This is a genomic window from Lacrimispora sp., assembly GCF_032078915.1.
Classification (GTDB): Bacteria; Bacillota; Clostridia; order Lachnospirales; family Lachnospiraceae; genus Lacrimispora.
Window position 1 is genome coordinate 1 of the sequence record NZ_DAMAUN010000098.1, and the last position, 19,981, is coordinate 19,981.

Here is a 19,981-nt window from a genome sequence, read left to right on the forward strand (position 1 = left end):
GTCCTGTGGCCACAACGCCTTCCGCCTTAAAGGATTCCGTGGCAGCCACCACCAGATAGTATAGTTTCAATTGTAAAGGTCTCAAATTTACCCTCTGCTTGATATAGAACAATGCATCGGAATAGGCATTCCAGCGTCCTACTGCATAGAACAGCGCAATCGTCGCGATGATGGGCTTGGAAAGCGGTATCACGATCTTTGTTAGAATCTTAAAATGCCCGGCTCCATCAATAACCGCTGATTCTATCAGGCTTTCAGGAATGGAGGACTGAAAATTATTCTTCATAATTAAAAAGTTATATGCCGAAAAGGACAATGGTAAAATCATACACCACCAGGTATCCAGCATTCTAAGATCATTCATCAGCAAATAATCCGGAATGGTGCCTGCCGTAAAATACATCGTAAACATAATCAGAAAGCTCATCACCTTACGGCCCTTTAATTCCTTTCTGGTCAATGCATAGGCGGAGCTGATGGTCAGCACCATGCCAATAACCGTAAAAGAAAGTGTCACTATGACCGATACATACAAGGAACGTACAATGGACACATCCTGAAATATCTTTTTATAAGCCGTAAAGTTAATCCCTTTGGGAATCAGAAATACCTTATTGGCTACAACGAACGCTTCGTTGCTGATCGATTTTGCAAAAATATGTATGAATGGAAGCACACAAGTAAGACTCACCAGGGTCAGAACGATATAAAACATAATGTCAATCGCCATATTCTTCGCCTTTGCATTTATCCATCTGCGATCATGATTCGTTTTATTCAGACTCATACTTGATCCTCCTTTAGATTAGTCCATCTTCCCCAAGCTTCTTTGCAACCCAATCTGCCGCCAGCACCAGAATCAAGCCGATCACCGACTGGAATAGTCCAAGTGCCGTCGCCTCACTGAACTTCCCGTCTCCAATTCCCCAACGGTAGACCAGAACCGGAATGGTAGTCGTGTACTGTGTCGCCTTGGCATTGCAGAGAGCAAAGATACGCTCAAAGGAGCCTCCCATCAGCTTACCCATGTTCATAATAAGCAAGGTTACGATGGTACTTCGAATACATGGAATCGTCACATGTACACATTGCTTCCATCTTCCGGCCCCATCTACCCTGGCAGCTTCATAAAGTTCTGAATTTACACCAGTGATTGCCGCCAGATAAATGATCGTTCCCCAGCCCATGGACTGCCATACGCCAATCAGTACATAGCTGAACAGCCACCAGCCATTTCCCTGTAAAAACGGAACCGGACTGTGTCCGATATTCTGTATAAGAGCATTTACCACGCCATTGCTTAAGGAAAACATTGAATATGCGATACCTCCGATAATAATCCAGGACAAGAAGTGAGGAAGGTATAATAGCGTCTGAGTTATCTTTTTAAAATATTTACTTTTAACTTCGTTCAGGATCAACGCCAGAATAATCGGCATCGGAAATCCAAATACCAAATCCAGAACATTTAAAAGCAGGGTGTTATAAACCGACTGTCCAAAATCCCTCTTTTTAAAAACTTTCCCGAAGATATCAAATCCAACCCATTTACTTCCTGCATATCCTTTTGCCACCTTATAGTCTTTAAACGCGATGGACAGTCCCGTATAAGGCAGAAACTTAAATACCAATATAAACAGCATGGGAAGTACCAGTAAAGCATACAACTGCCAGTCTCGTCTCAAGTACCAACCCATACTATGCTGTTTGTTTTGAGTACAAAGCAATGCGGCTGCAGGCGTCTTAGATCTTTTCATAGTCTGTCTCCATCCCCCTTTATTACTTTTTTACTACCTGAATGTTTTACTTATGGATCCATTATATGAAAATCACAATTCCATTTCAAAGCGATCTCCTGCGAAAACTACTCATTTTCAACCATTTATCTTGCGATATTCCGTACTATTTTATCTTTTTCGTTAACTATTTGTTATTTTCTCACTTTTTTTTGAACACTTTGTCAGACTTTCTTTTTATTTCAAAAGATATAAATGGTTGAAAATTCAATTGGTTATATTATATAATCAAGGTATCACTATGAAAAGACGGAGGAGCAACATGGCCAGACCCAAGAAATCTATCATTGAATACAGAGATTATAATTTACCATCACATTTTCCAGTACTTTTGCTTACCGGGGAACATTGGCGGATTTCTGATATTCCTTCCGGTCGCCTCCACATTCACAACTGCCTGGAGATCGGTTTCTGTGAATCAGACAGCGGTACAATGGAATTCGAGGACACCGCTTATCCTTTTCACGCAGGCGATGTTACCGTTGTTTCCTGCGATATCCCCCATACCACATACAGCACCACCGGTTCCACCAGTAAATGGTCCTACCTTTTTGTGAACTTAGCCGATTTATTATATCCGCTCTTCCTGGGAACTGATATCCAGAACATAGATCTCCTGTCTTTTTCTGAGCATCACCTTAGTCTGATCATGAGCCGGGAAGAATATCCTATCATCTACTCCCTCATCATCAGAATCATTGACGAGATGAAACAAAAAGAGGATGGGTACGAGCTTAGTGTCCGTGGCCTCTTCCTGGCGCTGGCTACCAACTTGATGAGAATTACATCCGCAATAAAAAACAGGGGCAATGACCAGCCAAAAAACGCCCTGGTCATTGCCCCTGCTCTGAATTATGTCCGTTATCACTACATGGATGACTTTCAAATGGAATATCTTGCAGCTTTATGCGGACTCAGTCCCACACATTTTCGCAGACTCTTTTCCTCCGTGATGCACACCAGCCCTCTGGAACATTTAAACAGCATACGAATCCGAAAAGCAGCTGATTTGCTGCGCATGACAGAAGACTCTGTGGTCAATATCTCTGAACGGGTGGGCTTCCATTCTGTCTCCAGTTTTAACCGCCACTTCTCGGAAATAATGAATACAACCCCAAGAGAATGGCGGCATCAAATGTCTATTTTAAAAGATCAGTCAATCTTAAAATATAATGGTTGGATGTATGCGGAACTGTTAAAAAGAAAAAATTAGAAGTTGCAGCGCCGAAGTTTAAACGTACTATCTCCGTAGAAATGGGATACCGCCCGTATGGAACAGTGATTATATGCTTGTTTCTCCGAAAATGAAATTAGCGCCTAATGATTTCTTTTTTAATCAAAAGGCGCCGCATATAATTTATTCTATTTACTATTGCTTCATATCTGGGCCTGCTTATAAAACCTCTGGAAAGAAGTATGCCACCCTTGCCACATAGTCAAATTTTGCTATAAATACAATATACATATCTCACTCAAACTTTAATTTATATTTTTTTATTCATAAACACAAGGTTTGAATCAGTTTCATATCCATTTTTATTGTAGAATCCTTCAGTTCTTGGATCTTTCAAAGTGAGTAAGTTAATATTTTCTATCCCTCTTCTCTTCACATCCTGTTGAACCAAAGACAGCATTTTGGTTCCCAGTCCCATTCTGCTAAAATCTACAGAGATCACAAAATCCTGTATATGAAATTCTTTAACCCCTAAATAGGAGGTTATGTATCCCATTAAAAACCCAACTATATTTCCATCTTGACGAGCTTCATATCCCAGAGCCATGGGATTCCGAAGATAATCATTTATCCTCATACCAGCCATATCCAACGTCCACGTTTCATTCCAAGGCTTCAAACGAAAAGATTTTACATATAATTCTAAGATTTCTTCTGAAACATTTCCTTGAATAATTTTTAATTCCATAATAAACCTCCCCTCATTGTGAAATCAATCTAAATCATACCCGAATGGCGTCATGAAAACTTTCATCTTAACCTGGCAGTTGACAGCTTTTTGACCCTTTGGCTATCTTGCTTTTGATATTATAAATATTTTTTTCCTATACTAAATCCTCTGCCTCTTACCTCATTAACGTGGCTAATAATAACAAAGGCTTCGTCGTCTATTTCATGAACCAGCTTTTCAAATTTAGATAAATCATTATTAGAAATAACAGTTAGTAAAATATCCATCTCTCGTTCCAGATATCCTGATTTACTATGCAAAAGCGTGACTCCTCTATCAAATTTCGAAATTATTGCATCTTTCATCTCCGAGGATTTAACGCTTATTACTTTTATCTGTATTTTATTTGTACCAAGTAAAAGAAGTTTATCTAAAACGATGGAATAAATCATAACTAAAATAATTCCATAAAGAATTTTATTTTTATCGCTAAAAGCTACCTGCAAAGCAAGTATGATACAGTCGCCTACGTATAAACTGACAGATACTGGAATATGCATATACTTGTTCAAAATTAAAGGTGGTATACTCATGCCTCCAGTACTAGCCCCAACTCTGATCACAAGAGCAATCGCACTTCCTATACAAACGCCTCCAAATATTGTACATAAAAAAATATCATCTGTAATTACAAAATTTAAGAACAATTTTTGCAATACTTCCAAACATAATGGAAAGAATAATGTACTGATCAGCGTCGTTAATGCGAACTTTTTTCCCAAAACGAACAATCCGATCATAAACATAATTACATTAAAAGCTAAAACAATACTTGATACAGGTATTTTTGTATAATGATTAACGGCAATTGCAATCCCCGTGGTTCCTCCGGTAATCAAACCAGAAGGCATAATAAAAAATACAATTCCTACTGCATAAATAAAATTTCCCAACATGATCGTTAAAATTTCCAGTGCTAATCTTCTTTTTTTCATCCTATCCTCCAAAAAAAAACACGTTTGCTAAGATTTTCCCTAGCAAACGTGGATCAAGGCTTATGCCTAATATCTAAAAATTTATTTTTTATTATAATAACATAAGCACTTTAAAAACTCAACAACAATCTTATACTTTTTCAATAAGATCAACTATGATGAACGGATACCCGATGAGCTCATTTACCTCAATCGTTTTTAATATTTTGTAATACATTTTCAAGATGGCTTACCACTGCTGCTTTTGCCTTCTCTTTATCTCGTTCCTTAAGAGCTTGAATAATTTCACAATGTTCTTTATATATCTCCTGTCTGCGGTTTGTATTCTTAGTTGTATGGGTGACAACCTCATCAATGATATCATAATAGGAATCAATAAAATTCATAAATATCGCATTATGGGAAAGCTCTGCAAGACGATAGTGAAAATAGTGATCGATGGAACGCGCTCCTTTTTTCTTGTCTGATTCTGAAATCAAATCATATAATTCTACAATCTCTTCATCCGATGCAGTTTCAATGATTTTCTCCACGGTCCTTTGTTCCAGGCAAATTCGCATTTCAATTAAATCGCTATAAGTACCTTCTTTTAGTGTGATTCCCGCAGAAACATTCATAATTTCTGAAATATTCGGATTAACAAATGTACCCTCTTTCGGCTTTCTACAAATATAATTTCTTGCTTGTAATATCGTTAGGGCTTCTCTTAGAATTCCTCTGCTTACGCAGAATTCATCAGCCAAATCAAGTTCATTTGGTAATTTATCTCCAGGTTTTAAAGTACCGTCTTTTATCTGTTCCATTATAACCCGTACAACTTTATCTGATAGTCTTTCATTCTCAATTGGAGCAAAACCCATATTGATACCTCGCTTCATCTCTAACTTAAAATTAAAAAGGTCTGACACATTAATTATACCTGAATTAATAGATAAGTCAACGAATTGCGTCGACCTCTTCCTTGTCCGGAGTGGAACTGGCTGCTAAATCTCCATGATTTCAAAATCACCGAATAAGGTTCTCCCCATGCCAATGGAACCACAGCCAAACATACCGTACCGGAAGCTGTCATCTTTCATCTCTAATATTTTCTTATCATCTATGGACAAGGTAATCATATCACCAACTGCTTCCAGAGTCAGTTTATAAGTAGTTTCATGTTTCCAGGCAAAATCAGTTTCTATCATTTTTTTATAACCAAAATCATTTTTATAAATTGCTGCTTTACCTTCTTCTGAAAATCCGGCAATATATCCACGCATTGCACCTTGGGCACGGATTTGTAATAAGTGGCTTTCCCCATTGATGGGAGTAACCGGCGCTGCCACCCTTACATCTTTTGAAAAATAATTACCGGCATAGGCAAAGGCTGGCTCACACCTCATTAGAGACAGCGCATTTCCGTCTTTCCCCCAGGCTCCATGATCAACAGAAAATGGGGTGATTGTACCAAATTCATTTCGCTGCTTTGCAATCTTAACAGTATACTTGCTTTTACCTGTAATAGAAAATTCATCGAAGTATAAAAATCCCAGGGTTTTGGCTTTTGCAATGGAATAGCCTTCGATTACAATACCTACTTCATCAATTAAATCCCCGTCTACCTCCGGTATCGCAAAGGTCACGTCAATCCATTCCCCCTGCACTAATTTAATATATCCCTGTAAATGCTCTTTCTTATCGTTCATGGAACGAACATAAGGCGCGATCCCAAGTGTTTCCCAGCCATTCCATTGATCCAGATAAAGCTTCATAGATACTGTCTGGCCTGGATATACCGTAGGTGTAAATACTGGCATATAGCGCTCATCAGAAAATTCATCCCGGCGGTAAAAAGGTTTATAGTAAAGCTTACACTGATTTCCGCGTGTCATCCGATCGATTAATATCTTTAACGAACCGTTTCCTTTATATGCTGCATCGGTGGAATGGCTTGCCGTACAATAAAATGAGTTTGATAACCGCATATTATGGGTAGATCCCGGCAGTTCAAAATCAAAATGAACTTCTCCTTCTTTTATACCATCAAGAAGAGAGGCCGGGGGTTCTTCCTCCGCCAGTCTATACCCTAGCAAAGCGACCTCTTTCGCATAAGTAGGTACATCCAGATTATTCAAATAACCGGAAATTCCAGATAGAATAATACCATCATTCATTGGCTTGCGATACCTTTCCGGCAGTCCTTCGGTCCCACACATAACACCAAGCACGGTTCCTACGTTGCCTGCATTACAGTCTGTATCCCAGCCGCACATGGTCGCAATTTCAACTGTCTTTGCAAAATCTCCATTCCCATACACCATGGATAATGCACATACACCTGCGTTAGGTATTATATGGCAGACACCGCCGTATTTATCATACCCCCAATCACGTACCAGCATGTTATAACAATCCCGCCAATTATTATTTTCTTTGTGAAAATCAAGTACTGCATTTACAACCTTTGCATATAAGCTATGGTCAGGGATCTGTGATAGCCCTGCCTGAATAATTTCATGGATATCCTGGCACCAAAAGGCATGGGCAATGCAAGCACAGAAGAAACGGGCGCCATAAATTCCTTCTCCGTCGTGGGACACACTGGCGGCACTCTGCCCGAATTCGGCTGCTTTGGCCGGCTGGCAAGGATTAACCAGTCCCCAGGTATCAATAAAGATCTGGCCTCCGATCTGTTCTGCAAGTAATTGACCATTTTGATTCATAGACCCGGATTGCGGTGCAGGAATGCCATGCTTTAAGTTTAAGTAAGCAGTATGCTCCGTACTGATGCCATAGCCGCCCCACCAGAACATGCCGACCCCCTCACGGGCATAATTCAGCCATGCTCTGGCAACATCCTGGGGTTTTAAATTACCGTCTTTTGCATCGTCATATAAAGCCCGAAGAAAATAAACCGGTCCATTTACATCATCATCTGCAGCAAAATTTTTAAAGTCTTTTACATAATCCGTGATTTCACCGTATGTATTTAAAATGCGTTCATACGTCCATATGGTCGGCTCTACAGGAGCCCCTAAACGAATCCCAATATTCATCCCCAAAAATCCGGAATATACCTTTTCCAAATATTTATCAGGTATCATGTGCTCATTCTCCTTTGATCACTATGACCTGTCTGTCAATCAGACAGACAGGCCATATGATATTATTTAATTAAGGCTGCTAATTTGGCTGCGCGGTCAAAGATATCAATTCCTTTTGTAAAACCTAAACAGGTTCCGGATGGATATCTGGTTTTTTGCAGCCACTTCTCCGGTATTCCTTTTGCACCGTATTTTGCTCCGAGAACGGCTCCTGCTACAGCTCCTATGGTATCTGCATCCCGTCCAAAATTGCCGGCGAGAATCAAACCTGACTTAAAACTGCCATGTTCTAACTTCAGGCACCCAAATACTTCCGGCAACGCCTCCGCCACCGTAGAACGGTGTGTGGAGAATAATTCATAATGCAATGGCATCCAGGCATCTGCAATATCACCTTCTGCATCATCTACAATTTTAAAGGCACGTAATAATGTTTCCTTAAACCAGGACCCTTCCGGTGCTGTTTTTAAAACAGCGTCTAATATTTCGTCCATAGAAGCATCAACCATTGCCAGGGATACTGCAACAGCAACGGCCTGTGCTCCCCAGACACCATCCATATGATGGCTTACGCTGGCATCAATTTCCGCCAGTCTGGCTGCTCTTTCGGGATCACCTGCGCATAGGATACCAATTGGGCCGCTTCTCATAGCAGCTCCATCACTTAAATAGTAAGCATTGAATCTTCCTGATTCCGGCGGACGCATGCCTCTGCGCAGATTATTGCACGCTTCCACCTCGCTGACACCGCCGCGTTTTAACTCATCTTCTGTTGCCACATGTCTTAACCACATGGTCACTACATCTTCTGAGGTAAAATCACCACCGGCTTCAATCATAGTTTCAGCCGTCAAAAGGGCAAATTCCGTATCGTCCGTACTCCAGGAAAAGCCTTTATTAAAGTCCGTAGTTATTCCATAATCTCTTTGGTTTTCCGGGCTTCTTGCAGCATCACCGAAGGAGTCACCGATCGCTAAACCACCGAGTGAACCGATTGCTTTATCCAGCGCAATTTCTTTATTTTGAATCAGATATTCTCTAGTTAACATCATACGTTCCTTTCTTCCCTTGATTATTTCAATATCGTGTTCGCATATTCTGTAATTTCTGCTCCGCCTAACGCATTCCAATCTGCAACAAATTGATCGAATTCATCAATGGAACGGTTACCGCTTATTACATCCGCTGCAAATTCTATGTAAAGTGCCTGACTTGCATCCCAGTTTGTTGCATATTCATCGGGTATAACAAATGCATTGTCAAAAGAAGAATAGGTATTGACCATGTTTAAAGATTGAAGGGCTGCTTCGCTAAAATACGGAGTCTCACTTGATATGGGCGCATCAAAATTTGCAATTGATTCATGGAAACGAGGCCACCATTCCGATATTTTATCGGTTAATACAATTTCATTGTTCTCTATATTGTATTCTTCACCTTCGTAACCCAATTTGTCAAGAAGCTGACCTTCCTTGCCGGCCATATACTCCAAGACTGCAAAAGCAACATCCTTATGATCCGAATATTTGCTGATTGCCCAGCCGCGGGATTCCTTACTGACATCACCTGGAGTATATCCTTGCGCTTCACCTTTTGCCGGCGGAAGAATAACTAACTTTGCATTTTCACCATTTTGTGTAACCATCTTATTATTGTAAACATTAACGACACTGCCTTGGGTTCCGCTTACAACACCAACTTCGCCATTATAAAAGGCACTTTCTTTTGTATCCCATTTTTTTGTCAGCCATTCATTATCCAATAAGCCCTCTTTATAAAGCTCTGCATAAAATGCCAATTTTTCTTTTTCTGCATTTGTAACTTTACTGTAAACGTATTTATCACCTTCTTTTATCCAGGTTGCCTTAACCCCAAAGGCCAGATTAAATACGGTATCCAGCTCGGCTATATCTCCGGGTACGGTAAATGCAGCTTTTAAATTGTTGTTCTCTTTTAATTCCTGAAAGAATGCTTTGTAATTATCTGCAGTTGGATTATCCAAAAGTGTTTTACTTGATTTTGCTGCATCGAACCAGTCTTGTCTCACAACCGGAACCTTTATTCTATCCGGTGACAACCATAAAAGATATGGATAGTTGGCTAATCTTTGATTGTTATATGGCTGCATTAATGCTTTAATATTCGTTGAATCATTGACATATTGGGTCAAATCTTCCAAGATTCCCTGGGTAATGGCAAATTGATAATCGCCGCCCTGGAAATACATCAGATCCGGAATCTCACCGCTTTGAAGCAGCAGGCTCATACTTTCTGAATAAGTTCCATCAGAGATCGGCGCCAGTTCAATATGTACTTCCCGGCCAAGCTCTTTTGATACACCGCTGCTTACTGCTTCCAGAAATTTTACGGAAACTTCATCATCTGCTGACAAATCCTTTATTACTGCTTTAATTGTTACAGATGATGAATCATTCGTACTATCCTGAGTGCTCTGTACATTGGAATCGGAATCCATCTTTTTTCCGCAGCCGGCCAGGGTCAGTATTGCCATTCCCATAACTAATAAATATGAAATTGTTTTTTTCATTGCATACCCTCCATATAATTTATATAATTTTTTCTATGCCTTCCCACAAGCAAACGATTATCTACTCTTTCACACCTCCTGACATAACACCATTGGTATAGTATTTAAGAATAATTGGATATAATAATAGAATAGGTACAACAGCCACCACAATGGTTGCCGCTTTTAAGGAAGCGTTATCCAGTTGGGCAATCTTATTATTCGCTAAAATGTTGGATGCACCGACAATTACCTGTGAATCTGAATTAACAACAAATTGCCTTAAAAGCACCTGTAAAACAGTATGATTTTTGCTGGTTAAAAAGATACTGGATTTAAAAAATTCATTCCAGCGGAACACCGCATAAAACATTCCTACCGTAATTAATGGGATTCTGCATAAAGGAATCATGATCTTAAATAAGATGTTATAATGCCCCGCTCCATCTATTCTTGCAGCTTCCTGAATGGAAGCCGGAACCTCTTCCATAAATCTCATTAATATAATCAGATAATAGACATTTACACTTCTGTAAATAACCATGGAAAACAGGTTATCCAATAAATGAATATTTTTCATCAAAAAATATTCCTGTACAATGCCCGGCTCAAATATCATCATAATAATAAAGAAATACATAAAGACCTTTTTACCAACCAGTCCCGGCCTAGTTAAAACATAAGCCGCACTGGCAGTTAATATAATATTTAAAAGCACGCCGGCAACCGTAATAAATAATGAGTTCAGTATACTTCTGATTACAATAGGCTGTCCTAAAATAACCTGATAATTAACCGTGGAAAATCCCTTGGGCAGTATATCATATCCTTTCAGGCCATAAACTAAATCCGGTTGTGAAAGAGATCTTGCCAGGATATTTAATAATGGAACTAACATACATAAAGCTAAAAGCATCATAATAGAGCCGCATAGAAGTTTACCAACTGATATTTTCTTTCTTCTTTTCATCCTTTTCCTCCTACCATGCACCCTTACCAGTCAGCTTTTTAGAAAACAGATGGGTAGAAACAATTAAGAGTGTACCTATTACACCTTTAAATAAATTCGCTGCTGTTGCTAAGGAATACTGTGAATTTTGCAGACCAATCCGATAAACATAGGTGTCTATGATATCAATCTTAGAATTAACCGCAGCATTGGTAAAGTTCAGCACCTGATCCAGACCTGCATTCATAAAGAAACCGATATTCAGAATTAAAACAGTAACCATTGTTACAGCCAAAGCCGGCAGAATGATACTTCCAACAATCTGAAAGCGGTTAGCCCCATCTATTTTTGCAGCTTCATATAGAGTTGTGTCAATCCCCATAATTGCCGTTAGATATACTATGGAATCCCACCCAATGGATCTCCAGGATTCTGATGCCAGCAGAACCCATCTTATTGAACTTTTGCTTGTCAGCAAATTTACTTTTTCAAAACCAAAACTGGACAAAACGCTGTTTAAAATCCCGGTAGAAGGGGATAGAAATTCAAACCATATTCCTGCAATTACAACCCAGGAAAGGAAATGCGGCAGATAAGAAATCACCTGTACCCCCTTTCGAAAAGGACCTGCCTTGAATTCATTTAACATAATTGCAAAAATGATAGGCATCGGAAAAAACAGGAATATCTTCATCGCACTGATAATCAAAGTGTTTTCCAGTATCTGTAAAAATACCGGAGTCGAAAATAACTTTTTAAAATATGTAAATCCTACAAATACATTATCACCCTTAATCCGGTAATCATAAAAGGCCAATTTCATACCAATGATCGGAATCACATGGAATACAAAGAAATATAGTAAAGTCGGCAGTAAGGTAAGATATAAAACCCTGTCCCGCCAGATGCGCTTTAACCTTGATTGTGCCCCCCCAGCTTTTTGTTTTGCCATCACCCGACACTCCCTTTCTAAATGCTGACGATTAATTCACTTAAAGGTGCATGTTGTTGTGCCCCATAAACATCGGTATCGTAACAAGTACCCGATGATATTTTTCTCGCAAATGTAATTTTAAACCCCAACGCCTTGTCATAAAAAACGATTTGTGTGATTTTATCCTCAGTCAACCGGTATAGATTGCAAATCGTAGTTTTATTAATAATATTACTGTCTTTTATTTTTTGATATATTACCGGATCATCAAAAAGTACATCCAGAGTAATCTCAAAAGGTCCGCTGTTCTTTGAACGTATTACTTTCGCACAATCATATAAACTGCATTCCGCCATTTTTATCTCCTCCTTTCCATTACATATCAGGGTATTCAATGGGAAACATCTGGCAGCCATCTTCCACTTCCATTAAGTGATAAACAGAAAATTCATATACCGGACCAAATGGAATATCACTTGGCGCAAATGGGAAAGCCAGATTTCCGGCAGTGGATTTTCTTCCGATATAACCATAATGAAGTAAACTGGATCGGAGCGAACCGCATACTCCATCGGCAAGTTCCTGGGACTTTGCAATTACCTCAAAAACGATTCCGACTTCATGGGGTAATTCTTTCGAAGGCTCCAGTTCTCCCATGACACCATTCATTCCATAATTAATAAAGTGAATCGTATAATCTTCCTCCGGTATATCCGAATAATAAGTTCTGACTTGTTCTTCTGCAAGTCTCTCTATTTCCTCTAACCGTGATATCATAAGAGAATCTCTTACACCCGCTACCACAAAGGTTCTGTAGGCAACTTTCATGGCCCCCTCTAATTTAATACAGTAAGGATCTGATTGTTCAATCCTGCTTCCGGTTACAAATACGCTTTTTTCATCAACCTGCTTAAATTCACAATCTTTTAAATTTAAGGTTATTCCCGGACCATGGAGGATATATGGATGATCTTTTTCATAAAATGTATGTGCTGCCACGGAAAGAGGAGTGCAGATTCTTTCATCAGATAATGGTGTGATCATAAATCCTTCCTCTGTTATGGTTCCAAGGATGCAGTCTTTCGTAGTTCCCGGTACGGCGCAAAGGGCTGCACACTCAAGAATCTTACCAGCATGATATCCATAGCTCAGCGGAAATCCGTGATACACGGCTACTGCCGCAAAGGGAGATGGGTCATAAGCCCTTCCGCAGATTATGATATCAGCTCCCGATTCTAATGCTTTTACAATCGGTTCATGCCCCATCTGAGCCACAATACCATTGGTTAATTCCAACCGTTCTTCCGTCAATTCTTTTACAGAAAGGCCTAACGGCTGAACTTTGCCATTATGTAATTTTTCTTTTACCACTTCTTTAGGAATATCCGCCCATATGATTGCTGCTTTTTGTGATTGCAATGCTTGTTCCTTAAGAATTTCTTTTATAATATTCCAGGTCCATTCAACATGAACTCTTCCCCCGCTTCCTCCTGCTGACCCGATTATCACCGGAATCCCGGCTTTTGCCCCCTCCGTAATCATGATCTCCAAATCTTTTTTACAGGCCTTTTCACTTACAATTGCTACTCCGGCACCTAATTTATGCGGTCCTGCATCGGTACTTCCTGCATCGACAACAATCGCATCCGGTTTATAAGACATTCCTTTTAGAAAAGAAGACTTGGGATATCCGTAACCAAGGATTCCACAGGGTGCCAGTATTTTAATTTCTTTCTTCATATGACCTCCAGAATTCAATGTACTATTAAAGTTCATAAGTTTATCAATCTAATTGTTTAACAATTAGATTATAGCACAATTATCCAACAAGTCAATAATTTTTAATCATTTAATATCCATATTTACCAACCAAACTTTTCTGCCATATCATTAAATATTTTCTCACCGTTCATCATCCCATAGTCTTTCATATAAATAACCTCAACAGGAATATCCGGGTATTTTTTCACAATCGTATCCTTCATATATCCTACCTGTGGTCCAAGCAAAATTACATCACTCCCCGGAGCTGCGGACTGCAAACTGTGAACGGAATAGGCTTCGCACTCTGTACCTGCATAACCTCTCTTTTCTGATGCAGTGATAATTTTCTTGCACAACATACTGCTTGACATACCTCCGGCACAGGCAAGTGTTATTTTAAGCTTTTTCATATTTCTGCTCCCTTTCTTCGCTATGATTCATTAAATCCTTTGCTTACTCAATCAGTAAAACATTGGCTTATTTCTATTATACCAGCACCCCCAGGCTCTTTCAATTTTTCCAGCAAGATTGTGGTATGCGCCACGCTATTGCTGAATGTGGATGCTGCCTATTACAAAACACGTCTTATGGAGTCTGGTATCTGTTCTGCAGCCTTTTAAATGACACTTCCACCGAAGCTGTGCCCAACCAGAACGAAGTCACGCAGGTACCGTTTTGTTATAAAATCAACAACAGTAACGCAGTAACATATTTATGATCTTATAATATGTAATGCATCTGCCTTAGTGAGTATAACGATCGACAGGCATAAAAATATGCTCCCTCCTAAGTGACAAGCTTTTATTATTTCACTTGTTAACCCAGAAGGGAGCATATCAGATTTCACAACGCCCCATCGATACAGTCAATCGGATATTCGCAATCCGCGCCCCTGCTTGATGAGGTTAAATTTACTCCGCCAAAGCCTTAATCTCCTGATACTTCTTATGATCCGTATATAATTCTCCGGTATATGGATTTCTCTTTGTCTTATGTATTCTGTGGATCATATAGACAAATACTCCGATATTTGCAAGAAGAGCCAGCAAACTTATGACAAATAAAAACGTAGTATCCGGTGATACACCTGCCAGCGGTTGGATTCCTGTTCCGGTCAATACCGTATACCCGTCAGGGGAAAGCATTCCTTCCCGTATCGCTGCTTCTGCGATAGCCTTACTGGATCGGGAATGCACCAGAAAACTGCTGGCATCCTGAAATACCGGAAACGTCTGGGCAAACATACACCACAGTGCCAGCGTCTGGGCACGATGCTGCAGCCATGCCCCCTTACCCACTGTAAATGCACAAATTGTGGGGGCCAGTAAAAGCGCTAATCCGCAATACCATGCATGAGTCGGAAGGCAGTTATAGGTATAAGCAAAATTCCATAAATCATAGGCGATAATCCAGAACCACATCATATCAGGCCAAAGCATATCCTGGCTTTTATCCTTACTTGTCTTCTTTCGAATACAGATTCCAAACCAGCCAGTAATGGTCACAATATTTAAAAGACCTGCAATCCCGTTCATGACATTCCATGAACCGCCGATATAGTACTGAACCTGATTGTTCATATACTCCATAACCGGTGTCACATACTGGCTTACTTCAAAATCCCGGAAACAGGCTTCCAGGATATTGATAGCCAGAATTAACGGCGGGAAACACAACGCAATCTTATTATGCTGCAGCTTTTTGATATGACGGATACACCAAAAACCAATACACCCCGCCGTAGAAGAGTAAACCTTTGCCAGATGAAACCAGTCCATATAAGAAGTATCCTTTAACGTCGTCACCCATAAAACTGTTAAAACAACCGGAAGCACAACAAAGCAGCCAAACCCCACCCATTTAAAACGGCGGCTCAATTCATTTGCAGCAAACAACGATAAAAACACCCCAAGCCATACCAGTAAAACCAATATTGTCGGAACACTTTCTGAAAACACAAACATACCCATTCCTCCTTGTTTAACACGCTTCTATTACTTTAGTTGCACACGATCTCCTTTATTATCATGTCATCACCCTCCAGGATTTCCATATCCAAACTGCCGCAGTCAGGGCAGTTTAAATCACTGTAAACGGCATTAAATACCCTGCCGCAGCCTTTACATTTAACAATACCGGGAATGACGATAAGCTCCAGCTCAGTTTTTTCCATAAAAGTCTTATAGGAGGCAGCTGGCCAGCTTTGCTCTAAGTATCGGGGCACGATACCGGAAAGCTCGCCAACTTCGATGACAAGCTTGTGGACCTCAGTTACATTCTGCTCCTTTACGATACGCTCAATGGTGTGGACCATAGAGTTTAATACACCAAGCTCATGCATTGTTACCTCTCCTTTTCCCGTTAGCTTCTTCTGCCAACGCTTTCTTTGAGGGTGGTTGCAGCAATCTTTCCGGTACGTACAATTGCGTTGGCAGCAATCTTGACAGGAAGTTTTTCATAGGTATTGGGAACCGTGTTATAGGTGCGCTCCAGATGAATTGCATCAAATTTACATTTGGTAGTACACATGCCGCAGCCAATACACATATAACTGTCGATTTCTACCGCACCGCATCCAAGGCAGCGTTCCGTTTCTTTCTTTAACTGTTCCTCGGTGAAGGTCATACGTTCATCATAGAAGCTGCCTCTTTTCTCAGGAGAATGGCCGGGTCTCTGGCGGGGAGTCGTATCAAAATTCTGCAAATCGATAGCAACGTTATTTTTATCAAAAGCATGGTATTCACGTCGGTCACGGCCAAATACAAGAGACTGTCCCGGCTGTACATAACGGTGAATAGAGATTGCGCCTTCTTTTCCGGCTGCAATGGCATGGATAGCAAATTGAGGTCCGGTAAAACAGTCACCGCCGACAAAAACGTCCGGTTCCGAAGTCTGTAAGGTCAGACTGTCAGCTTTGGCAGTACCGCCGCGGCCAAGCTCAACCTTGCTTTCCGAGAGAAGTCCGCCCCACTCGATGGACTGGCCAATGGAAAGCAGTACGGTATCAGCTTCCACAGTGATCGTATCATTTTCTTCGTACTTTGGAGCGAAATGATGGTCTTCATCGAATACACTGACGCAGCGCTTAAATTCTACACCGGTCACCTTTCCATCTTCTGTCAGGATGCGCTTAGGACCCCAGCCATTATGAAAGGAAACTTTATCTTCCTCAGCCTCTGCAATCTCATCCGGTAATGCCGGCATTTCACTGGGACTTTCCAGACAGTAAAGATTAACAGCCGCAGCCCCCTGTCTTACCCCTGTACGGGCTACATCAATTGCTACATTTCCGCCGCCGATCACAACTACATTACCGGAAAGCTCTGCCTTTTTTCCAAGGTTTACATTGCGAAGAAAATCAACGCCGGAGATAACACCTTTAGCTTCCTCCCCTTCAATGCCAAGGCTTCTGCCCCCCTGTGCGCCTATTGCCAGATAGAAGGCTTCATACCCCTCTTTCCGAAGTCCATTGAGAGTAATATCTTTTCCGACTTCAATTCCGGTTTTAAAGGTAACACCCATTTCACGCAGAACGTCTATCTCAGCATTAAGAACCTCTTTTTCCAGGCGGAAGGAGGGAATACCAAGGGTAAGCATACCGCCAAGTTTTTCTTCCTTTTCAAATACGGTTACCTGATAACCATCAATTGCCAGGTAATATGCACAGGAAAGACCGGAAGGTCCGGAGCCGATCACTGCTACTTTATTTCCAAGGTGATAACGCATAGGCGGGATATAACGGATAGAACCATCCAGCTCCTTATCCGCAATAAATTTTTTGATTTCGTCGATGGAAACCGGTTCATCAATATCTCCGCGGGTGCATTCGCTTTCACAGCCATGAGGACAGATGCGTCCGCAGACAGCAGGGAAAGGATTTTCTTTCTTTATCAGCTCTAATGCTTCATGGTAGCGGCCGGAAGCGGCAAGCTTTATGTAACCCTGTACGGAAATATGAGCGGGACAGGCAGTTTTACAAGGAGATGTACCTTCTTCTGTAACATCTTTACGGTTCTCGCGGTAATCCACATTCCAGTTGCTTTCTTTCCAGACATGGTCACGCGCGGTATGTTCTGCCTTTATGGTAACAGGTGTTTTGGAACAGAGTTTTTGGCCAAGTTTTAAAGCATTAACAGGACAATTTTCCACACACTGTCCGCAGGCTACACAGTTTTCCTTTTTTACCTTGGCAGTGAAGTTGGAACGTATGGAATCTGGAGTATTAAAAAGTGTTGCAAGACGCAGGGAGAAGCAGGAGCAGCCGCAGCAGTTGCAGATTGCCGCTGATTCACCAAGTCCGTCGGTATGGGGCATTTCATGCATCAGTCCGTTATTCTCTGCAAATTTAATAATTTCTTTTGCTTCTTCCCGTGTAATCTGGCGGCCTCTGCCTGTTTTTATGTAATATTCGGCACCTTCACCCATCTGGATGCAGATGTCTTTTTCTAGATGACCGCAGCCCTCATCCAGTACACGGCGTGACTGGCGGCAGGAGCAGTCAGATACCGTAAACGTATCATATTTATCCAGGTAATAAGAGAGATGTTCCCAGGGTTTTGTACCGGGGATATCCTTGATGGACTCTTCGACTGGAATGACACGCATCATTGCCATGCCTTGAGGGAATTTTGCTGCCATAGGCGCAAGGCGCAGTCTGGTATATTCTTCAAAGGCTTTACCGATTTCAGGATGTTCGTTAAGCTGTTCACGGTTATTTACCATCATTTCTAACATACCTGGGGCAAATATATTCACAAAAAACCGTTCTTTATGATCTTCCTTATCCTTCCATACTTTAGCGACACCTGTGTAGGCCAGCTGCTCTAAGAGGGCCCTTGTCTCTTCTTTACTTTTTCCGGAACGCTTAGCGACATACTCGAAGGTACGGGGTTTACGCAGCCCGATAATCATAGCAATATCAGCCATGTCATCTGTTACAACACAATTTAGAGAGTAGTATTCGGGAGAATTTTCATCGATTTTGTTCATGGCTCCGGCAATACCGCCTACCATCTTCGCCAGTTTTACAATTTTGGGTCTTAATTCACTCATAATTTCCTTTCCCGCGCTTGTTTGCGCATATGAAGCTTATGAATACCTTTTATGATAGTTATACGTTTGTTATTCACACCAAGATTTTACTGCATTGCTTAACCAGTCGGTCCATTCCTTTATACCTTCATCTTTTAAAGCACTGATGGGAATGATAATAGCGTTGGGATTACGAAGTCTAATATTAGCTTTGCATTTTTCCATATCAAAATTAAAATACGGCATTACATCCATCTTGTTGATCAGTATCACATCGCAGATAGAAAACATCAGCGGATATTTAAGAGGCTTGTCGTCTCCTTCCGGTACGGAGAGGATCATAGCATTTTTTACTGCGCCGGTGTCAAATTCTGCAGGACAGACCAGGTTGCCCACATTCTCTAAGATTACAAGATCAAGACCCTCTGTATCAAGACCCTCTAATCCCTGGCGGGTCATTTCCGCATCCAGATGGCACATACCGCCGGTATGCAGCTGGATAGCCTTTGCACCAGTTTGCTGAATGGTACGGGCATCCACATCAGAATCAATATCAGCTTCCATAACACCAATATTAAGGTCGTTCTTAAGGACATTAATCGTACGGGTCAGAGTCGTGGTCTTACCGGCACCGGGACTGGACATCAGATTAAGAAGAAAGACCTTCTTATCCTTTAATTCTTCACGAAGCTTTTCGGCTTGTATGCTGTTGTCAGCAAAGACACTTGTTTTTATCTCAAGAACTTTAAAATCTTCCATGTGTCGCGCTCCTTTCTTTACCTTCCCTTTTCTGTCATCTGTTGAACGAAAAATCACTTTTTGGCATTTTCCTTTTCTTCAAAGGCCTTTCAACCGTCAAGATGCAGGAATATTTTTCATAAGTGTTCTGGTTCAGCCAGATGAATAGCTTAGTTTATTTTTTAACAATATTATTATAAAATATTCTATGAAAACTAGCAATAATGTAAAAAATAATTGTCATTATTACTTATTTT

Annotated in this window: 18 protein-coding genes; 1 reads left to right on the forward strand and 17 read right to left on the reverse strand. The window is 40.7% G+C overall.

The annotated features are described in order from the left end of the window. The coding region (locus tag RT269_RS25495; RefSeq protein WP_313186883.1) for a carbohydrate ABC transporter permease at positions 1-787 on the reverse strand (787 nt) is incomplete at its 3' end. Positions 788-800: 13 nt separating this feature from the next. Next, positions 801-1,757: an ABC transporter permease gene (locus RT269_RS25500; RefSeq protein WP_313186884.1), complete on the reverse strand. Its 957-nt coding sequence runs from the start codon at positions 1,755-1,757 to the stop codon at positions 801-803. Positions 1,758-2,058: 301 nt separating this feature from the next. Here RT269_RS25500 and RT269_RS25505 point away from each other — a divergent pair, with 301 nt between their 5' ends. Continuing rightward, positions 2,059-3,009, forward strand: coding sequence for a helix-turn-helix transcriptional regulator (locus RT269_RS25505; RefSeq protein WP_313186885.1), 951 nt, complete (start codon positions 2,059-2,061; stop codon positions 3,007-3,009). 271 nt (positions 3,010-3,280) lie between these two features. On the opposite strand, the gene RT269_RS25510 is transcribed toward RT269_RS25505, so the two are convergent. From RT269_RS25510 to hypB, 15 genes are all read right to left on the reverse strand, one after another. Further along, complete coding sequence (locus RT269_RS25510; protein WP_313186886.1) at positions 3,281-3,718, reverse strand: GNAT family N-acetyltransferase; 438 nt, start codon at positions 3,716-3,718, stop codon at positions 3,281-3,283. A 119-nt stretch (positions 3,719-3,837) separates the two neighbouring features. Further along, complete coding sequence (locus RT269_RS25515; RefSeq protein WP_313186887.1) at positions 3,838-4,695, reverse strand: YitT family protein; 858 nt, start codon at positions 4,693-4,695, stop codon at positions 3,838-3,840. 188 nt (positions 4,696-4,883) lie between these two features. Further along, on the reverse strand, positions 4,884-5,555 hold the full coding sequence (locus tag RT269_RS25520) for a FadR/GntR family transcriptional regulator (protein WP_313186889.1): 672 nt from the start codon (positions 5,553-5,555) through the stop codon (positions 4,884-4,886). A gap of 123 nt (positions 5,556-5,678) precedes the next feature. Beyond that, a complete protein-coding gene (locus RT269_RS25525) occupies positions 5,679-7,781 on the reverse strand; it encodes an ADP-ribosylglycohydrolase family protein (protein ID WP_313186890.1) in 2,103 nt (700 codons plus the stop codon). Between the two features lie 62 nt (positions 7,782-7,843). Continuing rightward, positions 7,844-8,833: an ADP-ribosylglycohydrolase family protein gene (locus RT269_RS25530; RefSeq protein ID WP_313186892.1), complete on the reverse strand. Its 990-nt coding sequence runs from the start codon at positions 8,831-8,833 to the stop codon at positions 7,844-7,846. Between the two features lie 20 nt (positions 8,834-8,853). After that, entirely contained in the window at positions 8,854-10,329 is a 1,476-nt protein-coding gene (locus RT269_RS25535; RefSeq protein WP_313186893.1) for an extracellular solute-binding protein, read from the reverse strand. Between the two features lie 61 nt (positions 10,330-10,390). Beyond that, positions 10,391-11,278 carry a carbohydrate ABC transporter permease gene (locus tag RT269_RS25540; RefSeq protein WP_313186894.1) on the reverse strand — a complete coding sequence of 296 codons (888 nt, stop codon included), beginning with the start codon at positions 11,276-11,278 and terminating at the stop codon, positions 10,391-10,393. A 10-nt stretch (positions 11,279-11,288) separates the two neighbouring features. Next, complete coding sequence (locus tag RT269_RS25545) at positions 11,289-12,209, reverse strand: ABC transporter permease (protein WP_313186895.1); 921 nt, start codon at positions 12,207-12,209, stop codon at positions 11,289-11,291. Positions 12,210-12,226: 17 nt separating this feature from the next. After that, positions 12,227-12,547, reverse strand: coding sequence for a DUF4387 domain-containing protein (locus RT269_RS25550; RefSeq protein ID WP_312426930.1), 321 nt, complete (start codon positions 12,545-12,547; stop codon positions 12,227-12,229). 19 nt (positions 12,548-12,566) lie between these two features. Continuing rightward, a complete protein-coding gene (locus RT269_RS25555) occupies positions 12,567-13,931 on the reverse strand; it encodes an acyclic terpene utilization AtuA family protein (protein ID WP_313186896.1) in 1,365 nt (454 codons plus the stop codon). Positions 13,932-14,053: 122 nt separating this feature from the next. Then, entirely contained in the window at positions 14,054-14,365 is a 312-nt protein-coding gene (locus RT269_RS25560; RefSeq protein WP_313186897.1) for a PTS sugar transporter subunit IIB, read from the reverse strand. A gap of 501 nt (positions 14,366-14,866) precedes the next feature. Then, a complete protein-coding gene (locus RT269_RS25565) occupies positions 14,867-15,919 on the reverse strand; it encodes a DUF5692 family protein (protein WP_331664233.1) in 1,053 nt (350 codons plus the stop codon). A 35-nt stretch (positions 15,920-15,954) separates the two neighbouring features. Continuing rightward, on the reverse strand, positions 15,955-16,296 hold the full coding sequence (locus RT269_RS25570) for a hydrogenase maturation nickel metallochaperone HypA (RefSeq protein ID WP_313186900.1): 342 nt from the start codon (positions 16,294-16,296) through the stop codon (positions 15,955-15,957). A 20-nt stretch (positions 16,297-16,316) separates the two neighbouring features. Beyond that, on the reverse strand, positions 16,317-19,007 hold the full coding sequence (locus RT269_RS25575) for an FAD-dependent oxidoreductase (protein WP_313186901.1): 2,691 nt from the start codon (positions 19,005-19,007) through the stop codon (positions 16,317-16,319). A gap of 69 nt (positions 19,008-19,076) precedes the next feature. Then, positions 19,077-19,745: a hydrogenase nickel incorporation protein HypB gene (gene hypB / locus RT269_RS25580; RefSeq protein WP_313186903.1), complete on the reverse strand. Its 669-nt coding sequence runs from the start codon at positions 19,743-19,745 to the stop codon at positions 19,077-19,079. Positions 19,746-19,981 lie beyond the last annotated feature (236 nt).

Bases quoted from the DNA above. Each gene is read 5' to 3' on its own strand.
- RT269_RS25520 (WP_313186889.1), bottom strand. From the start codon at position 5,555: ATGGGTTTTGCTCCAATTGAGAATGAAAGACTATCAGATAAAGTTGTA.
- RT269_RS25510 (WP_313186886.1), bottom strand. From the start codon at position 3,718: ATGGAATTAAAAATTATTCAAGGAAATGTTTCAGAAGAAATCTTAGAA.
- RT269_RS25550 (WP_312426930.1), bottom strand. From the start codon at position 12,547: ATGGCGGAATGCAGTTTATATGATTGTGCGAAAGTAATACGTTCAAAG.
- RT269_RS25500 (WP_313186884.1), bottom strand. From the start codon at position 1,757: ATGAAAAGATCTAAGACGCCTGCAGCCGCATTGCTTTGTACTCAAAAC.
- RT269_RS25540 (WP_313186894.1), bottom strand. From the start codon at position 11,278: ATGAAAAGAAGAAAGAAAATATCAGTTGGTAAACTTCTATGCGGCTCT.
- RT269_RS25525 (WP_313186890.1), bottom strand. From the start codon at position 7,781: ATGATACCTGATAAATATTTGGAAAAGGTATATTCCGGATTTTTGGGG.
- RT269_RS25575 (WP_313186901.1), bottom strand. From the start codon at position 19,007: ATGAGTGAATTAAGACCCAAAATTGTAAAACTGGCGAAGATGGTAGGC.
- RT269_RS25535 (WP_313186893.1), bottom strand. From the start codon at position 10,329: ATGAAAAAAACAATTTCATATTTATTAGTTATGGGAATGGCAATACTG.
- RT269_RS25545 (WP_313186895.1), bottom strand. From the start codon at position 12,209: ATGGCAAAACAAAAAGCTGGGGGGGCACAATCAAGGTTAAAGCGCATC.
- RT269_RS25530 (WP_313186892.1), bottom strand. From the start codon at position 8,833: ATGATGTTAACTAGAGAATATCTGATTCAAAATAAAGAAATTGCGCTG.
- RT269_RS25565 (WP_331664233.1), bottom strand. From the start codon at position 15,919: ATGTTTGTGTTTTCAGAAAGTGTTCCGACAATATTGGTTTTACTGGTA.
- hypB (WP_313186903.1), bottom strand. From the start codon at position 19,745: ATGGAAGATTTTAAAGTTCTTGAGATAAAAACAAGTGTCTTTGCTGAC.
- RT269_RS25515 (WP_313186887.1), bottom strand. From the start codon at position 4,695: ATGAAAAAAAGAAGATTAGCACTGGAAATTTTAACGATCATGTTGGGA.
- RT269_RS25505 (WP_313186885.1), top strand. From the start codon at position 2,059: ATGGCCAGACCCAAGAAATCTATCATTGAATACAGAGATTATAATTTA.
- RT269_RS25560 (WP_313186897.1), bottom strand. From the start codon at position 14,365: ATGAAAAAGCTTAAAATAACACTTGCCTGTGCCGGAGGTATGTCAAGC.
- RT269_RS25570 (WP_313186900.1), bottom strand. From the start codon at position 16,296: ATGCATGAGCTTGGTGTATTAAACTCTATGGTCCACACCATTGAGCGT.
- RT269_RS25555 (WP_313186896.1), bottom strand. From the start codon at position 13,931: ATGAAGAAAGAAATTAAAATACTGGCACCCTGTGGAATCCTTGGTTAC.